Source organism: Zobellia uliginosa (genome assembly GCF_018860745.1).
GTDB classification, from domain to species: Bacteria; Bacteroidota; Bacteroidia; order Flavobacteriales; family Flavobacteriaceae; genus Zobellia; species Zobellia uliginosa_B.
This window is the reverse complement of record NZ_JAHKPY010000012.1, coordinates 103393-115467: the sequence shown is the minus strand read 5'-3', so window position 1 is coordinate 115467 and position 12075 is coordinate 103393. Positions and strand designations below refer to the sequence as shown.

At 39.3% G+C, this 12075-nt stretch carries 9 protein-coding genes; 2 read left to right on the top strand and 7 right to left on the bottom strand.

The window, feature by feature from the left end:
• The first annotated feature begins 7 nt into the window (after window positions 1-7).
• A complete protein-coding gene (locus KO521_RS11830; protein ID WP_215940126.1) occupies window positions 8-1795 on the top strand; it encodes a hypothetical protein in 1788 nt (595 codons plus the stop codon).
• A gap of 12 nt (window positions 1796-1807) precedes the next feature.
• Entirely contained in the window at window positions 1808-2296 is a 489-nt protein-coding gene (locus tag KO521_RS11825; RefSeq protein ID WP_215940125.1) for a hypothetical protein, read from the top strand.
• Between the two features lie 3 nt (window positions 2297-2299).
• Here the strand turns inward: KO521_RS11825 and KO521_RS11820 are convergent, their stop codons facing one another.
• The 7 genes from KO521_RS11820 to KO521_RS11790 form a co-directional block, all read right to left on the bottom strand.
• Entirely contained in the window at window positions 2300-3628 is a 1329-nt protein-coding gene (locus KO521_RS11820) for a hypothetical protein (protein ID WP_215940124.1), read from the bottom strand.
• Between the two features lie 30 nt (window positions 3629-3658).
• A complete protein-coding gene (locus KO521_RS11815; protein WP_215940123.1) occupies window positions 3659-4435 on the bottom strand; it encodes a matrixin family metalloprotease in 777 nt (258 codons plus the stop codon).
• Between the two features lie 18 nt (window positions 4436-4453).
• Entirely contained in the window at window positions 4454-8632 is a 4179-nt protein-coding gene (locus tag KO521_RS11810) for a hypothetical protein (protein ID WP_215940122.1), read from the bottom strand.
• Window positions 8633-8986: 354 nt separating this feature from the next.
• Window positions 8987-9298 carry a hypothetical protein gene (locus KO521_RS11805; RefSeq protein WP_215940121.1) on the bottom strand — a complete coding sequence of 104 codons (312 nt, stop codon included), beginning with the start codon at window positions 9296-9298 and terminating at the stop codon, window positions 8987-8989.
• A 32-nt stretch (window positions 9299-9330) separates the two neighbouring features.
• Complete coding sequence (locus KO521_RS11800) at window positions 9331-9591, bottom strand: hypothetical protein (RefSeq protein ID WP_194532368.1); 261 nt, start codon at window positions 9589-9591, stop codon at window positions 9331-9333.
• A gap of 60 nt (window positions 9592-9651) precedes the next feature.
• Window positions 9652-11403, bottom strand: coding sequence for a S8 family peptidase (locus KO521_RS11795; protein ID WP_215940120.1), 1752 nt, complete (start codon window positions 11401-11403; stop codon window positions 9652-9654).
• Between the two features lie 119 nt (window positions 11404-11522).
• Window positions 11523-11765, bottom strand: a complete 243-nt coding sequence (locus KO521_RS11790; RefSeq protein ID WP_215940119.1) for a hypothetical protein — start codon at window positions 11763-11765, stop codon at window positions 11523-11525.
• Between the last annotated feature and the right edge of the window lie 310 nt (window positions 11766-12075).

Here is a 12075-nt window from a genome sequence, read left to right as displayed (position 1 = left end):
AAAAATCATGGATAATTATTTTGACCTTCATTTTCATCCCATGGCAAAAAACCACTTGGCACCAAAGCCAAAAGAGTCGCATTCAAAAAAAGCGAATGCAGCCACCATGCCCATAAGTATGACCAAAGCTTTTAAAGATTATACAGATGAGAATGTACTTCGCAGGCTTGAAAGTCAATGTTGCATTGATTACCTGAATGAGGCTCCTGTACGGTACGGCATAGCCGCTATTGCCGCTATAGAATTTGGGATGGCTTCCAGTAAAGGGTTTCTAGCCGATGTATTAAAAAGCTACCTCAAAAAACCGCTGGATGATGCCTATTTTGATGCGATTAAAGAAGGGGAGGTTTCATATCTAAATTTGTTTCTGAAAGAGGTGGCATTATATCTAAAAAACAGAAATTTAGAAAATAGGGAGCCACACACAAAAGGAAGTTTAAATCTTATTGCCAGGCCTTCTAAAAATACTAGAGAAGCCGTATCAAAAGCGTTGCCAAATTTGGTGTTCGCAATTGAAGGCGGACATAATCTTTGTATGAAAAAAATAGGGAATGCCCTTGATTATGATAGTTTTGAGGGATTGGAAAAAGACCCGTTTTTTGATCCTAATTTTGCCATTTCCGAAGACAATAGAAAACCACAGGAGGTACTTAAAAAGTTGTATAAAACATTCCGCGAATATGGATTGGATATACTGTACCTAACCCTTACCCACTTAACGCATATACCGGAGCAACATTTGGCGACACATGCTTATGGAACGAAAAACCTCAGGCATCCGTCTTTTTATCCTTTTGGGAATGGATTAAGTGAATTAGGGGAAGAAGTTGTTAGAACAGCTTATAAATTAGAAGCGCCTACCAAAAAAAAGGATGATGCAGGCGTATTGATAGACATCAAGCATTTAAGCCTGAAGTCCAGGGAAGATTTATACGCCTTACGAGAGAAAGAAGGTTTTGGTAAAATTCCCTTGATTGCTTCTCACGTTGGTGTAACAGGGTATTCCATAAGTGATTGGAAGCACAATCTTGAAATTGAAAAATGTGCGAATCACGTAGATCAAGGAATAAAGACCGTTAAGCTATACACAAAACCCAAAGTAGCAGGATATTGGGGTGCTGATGCCAACACGGAATTCAGTTTTCATCCCGGAACCATTAATTTAATGGATGAAGATATTATTGAAATTGCCAATAGCAACGGACTTATTGGAGTGGGGCTGGATGTGGATATATTGGGATACAGCACAAAATCTAAACTTCAAGAAGATGTGTGCGAATTTATAACCACACCAGATTTTATCCATTACTTTCCATACACCAGTATTAAATCAATAAATTATGCCAGTGTAGAGGAAATACAAGCGGAAGAGTCATGGTTAGAGCCTTCCAAGAAAGAAGTACATCCGTTAAACTTTTGTTTTAATATCATTCATATTATGGCTGTGATTGGTTTAAAATCCAAATTTCAGGATGCACCGGAAAAATTTATCTGTATAGGTAGTGATTTTGATGCTTTTATTGAGCCGTCCAATATATGTAGTGATAGCCGCCAATTCAAAAATTTAAAAGCATGCTTGATGAAATGGTTGCCGGTTGCTGCCAAGAAATATCAGAAGGTGAATGGGGGAGCCAAAGATTTGTTCGATTTTACTAAGAAAAAGAAAGAGTTAAATGAGGTGGTAGTAGGCATACTCTATGAAAACGGGCGTGAATTTTTAGATAGACGTGGTTTTTTAGAGGGCTTATCTGAGCCCAAAAAAGGGGAGACAAGCACGGAAGCCGAATTGGTTTAAAATAGATTCATTATGCCAGATAAAACTAAAGTAACTACAGGTAGCTTTCCCGAACCAGCTACCAATCCTAAAGGTTGGTTCACTTTTGAAAATATGATTGCACTTGCCGTTCTTATAGCCTACGGCATTTTTATCTATTTTTTAATTGGAAAAGTTGATAGCGGCGACCCTAGTTGGAGCCGGTTGATTTATTTGTTTTCAGGAGTAGAGGCCATTGTTTTTGCTGCGGTGGGGTTTCTATTCGGAAAAGAAGTAAATAGAAAGCGAGCTGAAAAGGCAGAAACGGAAAAGAAAGAAGTAGAGGAACAAAAGGAAAAAATCAAAGACGAGAAAGTAGCGGAGCACAATAAGGGCCTCGTTCTTGGTGCAATGATCATGCAAGCGGAAGGCGGTCAAAAAAAGTCAATGGAAAATCGAGGTCTGGAAATGGAAATGTCTTCAGGCGAATTGCAGGGTATAGCTGCAAAAGCAAGAAAATTATATCCTGAGCTGGATACTTAGCTTTTATTTTTTTCGCTCTCTGGTGAGGTTGTAGGTAAGCCCAACATAGATGCCCCATTTCGATTTTTTATAGGTGGGGGCTGAGGTGATTTCTGCGGGAACGTACAAATTTCCATTTTCACTTTCCACGCTATTTGAGAGCACATCTAGTCGCGCTAACGAAGCCCCAGCATTTAAACCTATGAGCTGCTCTCTACCTATTAATACTCCAGCCCCAAATAGATATCGAGTAATGCCGTCTAGAGGTGATACCGCTGCTCCGGCATTTATTCCACCTCGTAGTCCAGCTTTAAATTGATAACTGAAATGTGCCAATGCTCCAATTGCTACATCAAAATTACTTCCTTTTTCTTCTAGTATTCGGTTTCGTCCATCATCTTGACTTTCCAAATAGTACGACTTTTCGTTGAGGTTGTTATAGAAGAATCCCGTTGAGAAATCGAACTTAAAACCACCTTTCTTTGTAAAAAAGTCGATTTTTTTAGTAAAAATAGTATCGTTCGTAAACGTATTGATGAGCGTTATTTTTGCTTCCATAACGTCTTTAGATGCCTTTAGCAGTTCTGGAAATTGCTCGTAGTTCTTCATCTCCGTAGAACCCACAAGAAAATCAAAATACCTTAAACTGGTTTCCAAATCAATAGATTCGCTCAGCACCTCCAAATTTGAAGAATATAAAATCAATTCATTGGCTACACTAGAATCTATACTCAGGTCAGAATTCTCGAGAAGGGTTTTATAATAGTGTTTAGCACTTTGAATGTAATGATACGATTGGGACACATTGCTTCTCAGTACATCATAATCTACCTTTTTTGGCTGCAGTATATCTGCAGTTGTATTGAAAACTTGGTTGAGTTTCCGTAAATGAAGTTGGGCCTTCTTTTGAATGCCTTTCACCATGTCCAATGTTCTAAATTCGGCATTGTCATTGGAGACTTCATAAAGGGCATTGGAACGTTTCGTAAGAGAATCCAGTTTTTTAATATGCTCCATAGATTGGGCATAGATGAGCCCATATTTTGGGGCATCGCTCTCTTGAGATATAAAACCTAAAATACCCGAATCTGGAATTTTAAGTAAAAGCGATTTTAGAAGACCCGGTGTGCTAGAGGTTAAACTGTAATCTGTAGTTGTAACCACAACCGCAACAAAAGCAGTGTTGACACCTAGTATTTTCAAATCATAAAATTGGTTCGCTTTCAGGTCGTCCGTAGCTACATGTTCTAATTCTTTTTTTGCTAAATCGGCTTTGAACGTAATGGTTTCCTGTGCCTCCATTGAAAAATAATAGAAGCACAGAAACCATACGAATGGAATTGCTTTTCTCATAATGGTTCTTTTAGTATGAAGTTTGAATTGTTATACCACAATAGCAGTGTTGATGGTATGAAAAGGCATTACTAAATGTATAGGCGTACCATTAATATCAACAAGGCATTTATTCCAAGCCATTTCATAGAGTCTTTTCAAATCCCTGATATCTTCTTCGGTCATCACACTTTTTGCACCGTAATTCATGATGGAAAAAGGTTTGTGTTCGCCAAAAATTTCGGAAGGCCAAGCCTGCTCACTTATCTTGGCGAAAAAATGCCGAAGCCCAAAAATATGCCCCAATTCGTGCATCATAGTTTCTAGTTGTTCCTGTTTGCTTTGCTCGAACATTTTTGGATATATCACCAATTGGTGTCTTCCGCTATCGGGAAAAAAGGCACTTGCCAAAACGCATCCATGGGCATTGCAATTATCGGATGGGGAAACGTGTATCTGAAAATCTGAATTGTCCGCATTCTCGTTAAAACGAACGGGTACTGCCTCTCCCCAACCCAGTAAGGCCTCACCCAATAGCTCTCTAACGTAGGTTTTTATACCTTCTGCATTCTGATAATAATACAAGGCAGTTTCGTCAAAAGTCCAACGTAGCACTTGGTATTGCGCCCAAAGGGGAATGAACCCTTCACTGGCATCCACCAAAATTTCAAGCGGAGATCGGTCACCCGGTGTGGAATGTCCCGAGCGGTCCGTGGCACAAATAAAGTTATCCCCGTACTTGTGTATGCCAGATTGCCCGTTCTTCATAATTTCTTCTTTGCTTTTTTGAGCGAATAGCTCTTTTTTGGAATTTGTTTTCTTTCCCATGATGTGTGTATTTAGTTATTATAATTTTTGACCTCCAGAGGCCAATAGTTTACTTATTAGAGGTATTAATACGCCTAGTCCGCCCAGTGTGCCAACCAGCGTTTCAAAATCTTTTAGTAGCTCTGGTTTCCCTAGACCAATGAACACGATGACAGTTATAATCAGCAGATAAAATAGAATGCGTGTGTTGGCCCAAGTCCCTTTTCCGCGGTTCTTGTTTTCTAGTCGTAAGGCTTCATTTAATGACACTGAAGTCATGATAAAATTCTTAAAACTGTAATTGAAAATCTTAGGCCGATCATGCCATACCACCAAACCTTTTTTCATTAGTGAGAAAAGCGAGTTCCTATTTTTGATGTTCATAAAACCATCTTTGGCTAGATCATATAATAAATAGCGTTCACGTGTAGGTAAGGTGTTCCAGATGTCATTATAGTAGCCATGCGCTAAGTTTTGGGTATGCATTACCATGCGTTGCCGGTCTAAGCGATGCGGTTGATTTACAGCATATGGCGTATCATAAAGCGATTTGACCAATATAACAGGCGCCAAAGTGGGCAGGAATTTGCTATACCCCAATTCATCAGTTAGAATATCAATATCATTTGAAGATGGTCTTTGAGCACTTTGGAGGCCAAAATTGAGTTGTTTGGATACTTTTTTAGTGTTTTTTGTAATGCCAATTAAGATTTGCGGAAACGCACTTAAAATATTACGCCATGAATTAAAGTCGTCTTGAAGACTTCCCAAAGAACGTTCAGCTTCTTCTTGAGCGGACTCATACATAGAAAAAATTTGGCTTGGATATACTTCAGAGACAAGAATAATGCGTTTTCGCTGTGAAATAAGAAATAGGATAATCCGGAGTTTGGTATGGTTGGCGTCAAACGATTTTATGTTATGCTCTAAATGTTCTATTACATAGGCTTCATAATCCTCATGATGAAAATCATTTTGTCCTTTTTGATAGCTGCTGGAAAGGATGCCCAGATTCTCCCCAATGTCAGAGTTTATTGGCATATTTTCGAGCTGTAACATAGAAAGTGTGGCTATTCTCAGGTAACCGGCATCTGTTAGAATTTCCTTGGCAAAGGTTTGCTTTCCACAAAAAGGAGGTCCAATAAGGAGTAAACCGGAATTTGATTTTTCATCGTGAAGAATTTGACCAAATTTTTCAATGTAGTCTTCTTCCTGATTGGTGTCAAAATCGTTAGGTTTTAAATGCCTGAACCGAAAAGCGAAGAAACGATCCGAGAAAAATAAAATCAAAGAAAATAGAATAGCCAAAATAATAATAAGACCTATGACCACTAAAAGAATGAATTTAGGCGGTAGAGAGTCCGATGAGTTTTTTAGACTGGTGTCCGCTATGCAAATCGCTTTATTACTGTCTAAATAATTTAGATAAAAGGTGTTGGGGTTTTCTTCATTAACCCATGATAAATCATGCGCATATTTATAAACCATTCCTTGGAATTCAGCTATGCGAGCGTCATAAGTAGGGCGTATGTGCCATAGGAAATTTTCTAGGCCTGTGTTTTTTGGGGTGTTTTTAGAGGTTTTGGTACTTGTTGTTTCCTTTAGGGTAAACGTCTCGTGATATTGACCTTCACTTAAGTGTTTTTCTTGAAGCTTAGCATATTCATCTTCTTGACCGGTAAAGGCAGGGAAACTTGTTTCCAGTTCTTTTTCTTTATCCATGAAGCGTCTGGCCATATCAATCTTATCCGTCTTTGTCCATATTTGGTCATTTAAAAACTTAGCATTCTTAAAAATTAAATACGCTGGAAAAATGGTAGACAGAAGCAACCAACAGAATAGAAATAGGGCATACCAATAGCTGTAGCCAATTCGTATGTTCCTGTTTTTACGTCGGCTAAAGTCACTCACATTTTTAATTATGGAATGTACTTTATGGTGAACTTTGGTAATGAACTTTGTTTTTTTTGATGACTTATTAAAGTAAATCACAGCTAAACAAATGAACTGAAGAATTAAGGAAGGAAGCACGTACTTAATCTCATTTTCATTGACTTTACAAGTGAGAATATTGAGGAAAATTATGGCTAATAACAGTAGAATATCGCGAACCTTAAACTTAAAATCGTTGTTTCCTCTATGAGGGTGCAACGTGTAGAATATGATTAAATAGGAATAGATACCAAGAAGAAGACATAGAATATAGGCCGTAGTTGGTGGTATAAGAAAACTAATGCCAAATGCAATGGTAATTAGTCCCGTAAGAAGGAAGGACAGAATAATGTAAGAGTCTCTCAACTCTTTTTTTGGAGTTAAAAACTCAAATAAGAATCGGTCGTATTTATAGAGTCCTAGTTTCGGATTTCTAATGATGAGCGAAAGGATAGTGATAATCAGTATTAAAATCAGAGCCAATACAATACCAATACAGGAAAGGGTTAAAACTTCAGATACTTTGGTGCGAAGAAGTCCTATATCATACAGGGCAATTACACTAAGATTAGTGTTGGCTATGGGTCTAATACTATATAATTGCCCTTTATCTCTATAATTGACCATGCCTGCTGTTTTTATTCGCCCCAGCATGGCGGCCTCTATTTCTTCTTTGTTTCTACTTACATAGAGAAAATTTTCTAGGGTAGCTCTTCCTTTTTTGGAGTGAAACCAGACTTCGCCAGTTTCATCTACCACGGCAAACTGAAAGCCAAAGGGTAAAATGGCTTCATGCAAAGATTTTAGTTGAGCGGCGCCCACTCTATAACCAGAGATGGAGTCTCGTTCATTTTTCAATAGGTAAACGGCTTCCTCGCTTTGGTCTTCAATGGAAACCACGGGCCTCATGACATATTTGATTTTATGGGCGAGTGTATCTAGGAACCAGAGGTTTTTAGCGTTAACATAATCCGTGTAGTAGGGGCGGCTACCAAGGTTTTTTGTGTTCTCTATGTTGTTTTTATCAATTAATCTTATGTGATACTTTACAGCGCCGGTGGCAGTATCTATTTTAGAGATAAACTTGTGGTTTTCACGAAAGGCATCATTGGCCTTTGAAATACGAATAGACAGACTGTCGCTGTTATCTCTAGCTCGCTCTTCACTGGCGAGCGACATCTCATAAAGTGTAGTAACATTGGCTGCGTTTTCAGCTTCAAAACGGGTTTTTATTTTTTCACTTAAATCATCAAGTCTGTCCGGAAATTTGTAGTAGTAGTCGTAATAATGGTTCATGAGAGAGAAGAACACGATTATTAAAACGGGCGCACCAATAATTACAGATATGCCAGACAAAATAACGTCATTACTGGATAGGCGTTCATCTTCAGCAATAAAGAGCATTTTAAAATAGGGCATTCCAAAAAGACCAAGAAGTAAGAACGTGGTGAGCAAAGCAATTATCCAGGGATCTAATTTTCTGACGGCTTCATTGTAACGCTCTGTCTCCACAAGTCCAAAAATTTGAATATCATAATGTACGCGGGTATCTAGGTCCGTTTCATAGGTATATTCACGTCCAAAAAGCTGATAAACCTCATCGTTCTTTGGAATGCCAATAGACATGCCTATGTTAAACGGATTGAGTTTATTAAGGCTGTCAGGTAAGATAATCCGCCCCTTTAGCGAGCTTAATTCTATAATTGAATCTGTTTGGTTCTTTTGATCTAGTTCTGCGGATTTTTTAAAAACGACAATGTATTCATCAAACTCTTGGTCAAAAGGTGTACTCTCACTTATTTTTTGTTTAAGAGCTCTCCAGACTTTGGGTCTTATCTTGTTCTTGGTAATTGAATCTCTTTGATTTAATAGCGAATAAGCTCCATCTTTTTCTTCATTTTTAGTGAGTTTTTTTATGATACTTTTCGACGGAGTAATTTTACTGACCTTATTTAAGAGGGCATTCCATTGCGAGTTGTTTAGTTTGTTATAAAAAATTGATCTAAGCTCGGCTGTTACTTCTTTACTGGAGTAAATGGAATCATACTCCGTAGAATAATACTTCTGGAAATCATTATTGAGTTGCTTGGTAATAATGTCAAAATTGGCATCTAAACTGTGAAGTTTAGACTCGCGATAATGGTGCTCGTTATTTTTAATGTGGGAGTAGTAAATAGCAAAGAACAGCCCAATAATTATAAAAGCCACGGTAAGTAACGTAAAGAGCCGCTTATTTGCTGTAAAGGGTTTACGTAGAGAATTTCCTAAAGAAGACGTGGTGGGCATGGGTTCTGCAATAAGAATTAGAAAATGAGGTGTTCACAATGGAGACCATCGTGTGTTTTTAACTATGTGCCAATTGAAACATAGTTTCAATGGTCGTGTATAGTCAGTTTCTATTTTTTAGGGGAACCTTTTACTGTAAATATGTGCTTACCGTTCAGTAAGTAAAATCTTAAATTAGTGATTTTGATGCCTAGCTAGTTCGGCGTTGTGTGGATTGTAGTTGATTTTGTATAAATGGTGTTTTTGAGGTTTTAATTGTTTGGTTATCAGAGCTTTTTCAATACATTCAGCTTTTGTGAAAAACAAAAACCCGTACAGTTTTCACCATACGGGTCAAGAATTCTAAATTGGAAATTAGTCCAGTTCGGGACCACTTCCGCCATCGTCCATATCTTCATCGGTAGCGGCGGTTGCATCGTCTTCTTCTGAAGTTGACTCGGACATTGCTTGAAGGAGCCATTCTGGTGGACCACCAATATCTACATGCCCATCTTCCATTGAAGCAATGGCGTCCGTATCACCTGAATTCTGGTCGTCTGCAGATGTGCCTGCTACATCAGAGGGTGGAAGCCCTGCATCGGCTACGGCACTTGTAGTTTCCGTAGGGTCTTCAGCAGTATTGCTGGTAGCATCAGACGTATCGTTGATATTAATATTTATGTTCATAATTCATATATTTTTAGTGTTACCAAATATTTTTATCGGTTCATTATAGCGTATCGCGCCTCAAACTGAAGGGTTGAGCCCGTAAGGTTTTTGGCCTCAATGAAGTACTTGATTTTAGTACTACTCTGTCTACAGACTTGAATCTTCCATTCCAGTTGTGCGCCTCCATCCCTAATCGGACTTTGCGGAACACAATTCCATACCACATGCCAAGCTTCCGGCCAGCTATGGGTAAACCATTTACGTGTACTATTTCTAGGTACACTGCCAGTAAATTGAACACCTACTCTCATAATTTTAGATTTTAGGGAAAGGCTAAATTTTTGACCTTTCCGGATTAATATTATTTGTTTTTATGATGCAACTACACAGTAACGTGCTTGTACGTTTACCGTATAATTCTTAAGATTTTTGATCTCTATGTAATACTTGATCAGCCCAAAAGCCTGTCTTGTAGTTTTCACTTCAAATTCTATCTGAGCAGAACCGTCAATGGCCGGTGCTGTTGGAACTACCGTCCAGATTACATGGTAATGATCAGGCCAGCTATGGGTAAACCATCTGCGGGTAGCATTACGTGGTACACTACCATTGAACTGAACTCCACACCAAGGTCTACGGGAAGCCGTAGCTCTAACCAATGCCCTTAGGTCTGGACGTCTACCAATGCGTTGAGATACCGGATTAGCTCCTGCTTGTTGTGCGGAACCTGTGCTTCTCAACAATTGGCGAGCTCTACGAGGCGTAAGCATAGCCCTTCCTGCTGCTTTTTGAATACCTTGCAAACAGGCTACAGCACCCGTAACGATAGGTGAAGCACTACTGGTACCACTAAAGGAATTTGTGTACCATTCATTCTTATTATTTGGGTTGTTGCCCGTAACATTTCCATAACCAGCTGTAGTAACACCTCGGCCCCAACCTTGGGTATCAACACAAGAACCATAATTACTAAAGCCTAAGCGGCTACGGTCAGCGCCCCAATTTCCTCCATTAGTGCCAGGAGGCGGCGCACCTGCACCCACAATAACACAGCCGCTATCATGACCTGCAGTTCTACGAAACGGATTTCGCCAACTGGATGGGAACCCATTAGGTCTTGTATTATAGATTGCGGCATCAAGGTTTTGAGACCCGTTTCCAGCCGCTTCTATGACTATGATACCTTTATTGGTGGCATATTGCAAGGCCGCAAGGTCATCTGGCCACCATTCAATGGCAATGAAGCCCATTTGCGTATTTCCACCGGGATAGTTAGGTCCTCCTCTATGCAATTCAATTAACATAAGGTCGCCGGCGCGGAGATTATCAGCTGCTCTTCTGATAGCATTGGCACTCCCCACACCAAAAATAGAGTAAGCCCTGACATTGGCGCTCGGGCATATTCCGGTTACGCCAAAACTGTTTCTGTCTCCCGTCATTTCACCAAATACTGCCGTACCGTGATTGTGCCAACGTAGGTCGCTTGTGTTGTTGTTTCCTCCAAGTAAGCCACCTACGTTTACCCGTAAGTCCTCATGGTTAAAATTCCAACCACCCTCAATATCAATAATACGGACACCGTTACCACGTCCACCAGGTAGCGTCCAAGCGTAACGCGCGTCTACCCCTTGTGGTGCAGCATTTAGATACCCTTGGTTGTTTGTTAGGTTTTGGGTAATGGGTGGTGCATCATCACTAGGTGCTGCTTCCATACCGTCATCACCAAAATAAACGGGAGGTAGACAACCGGGTTTAACATACGCACCATCCACTTCGTCCAGTTCGTTCAATGAGGCTGCAATACTTTCCAGGTCTTCTCCTTCCGGTGCTGCTAGTTTATAAAATTGCCGCATTTTTGAAAGGTCTTCGGCGCCTTCTTCTTGGCTTGCCTTTGAAACCAGTTCCGCCACTTCTGCATCTGTGTCCGCGAATAACGGAACAAGCTGTAGCTTTTTACCCACCACAAAACCTGCTAAGGTATTTGCCGATGGTTTGGATTTCGATTTTGCTGCACTTTCGGCTTCCTCGGCATGAGGTGCCTCAATGCTTTTTGAGACGACAATGAGTTCTGGTGGTGAACCCGATGGCGAATCAATGACTACTTTACTTTTTTTTGTTGCCATAAAATTGAATTTATAGGTCGACTTTTTTATTAGTATCGACCAAGGTTAATACTGATTTTCCAATAAGAGCGGGGGTGTTTTTTAACTTTTGAACAGCTTTCTTCTACAAATAGAAACTGTTACATTGGGGGGAAGTCAAGTGGTTTTTGATAGGCAGCTTTAATGCCTTTTATTTCCATGAGTAGACCTATAAGTTTCTGTACAGGGGCATGGTCATTTAGCGTTAGGTAATGAAAGCATTTGTCATCCAAACAAAGTACATCTGCGGAAATAACAGGATGGTACGGCTGGAGTAAAGTTTTTACCCGTGGGATTTTCCATAGGTCGTTGTTTTCTCTCCCGGTTTGAATAACCAATTCCATTTCAACTACGTTTTTTAAGTATTGATCAAAGTTTTCAATGGTTATATTGAAACTATAATCAAGTCTAGTTTTTGGAGGAATCTGTGTATTCTAATTACATGACAAACGTACCGTACTAGGAGGCAAAAAAAAACCAGTTATGTATAGTTTGATGGAAATTCTTTATAATCTGCAGTATTTTTTATTATAATCTCAAATTATTGACTGTCAATATGTTAAATTGACATTAAGTGAATTTTTATTTAAGATAGCACAAGATTTTATACCTGATTTTTATCAACGAATTATCACCGCATTTACCAAGGTTTAA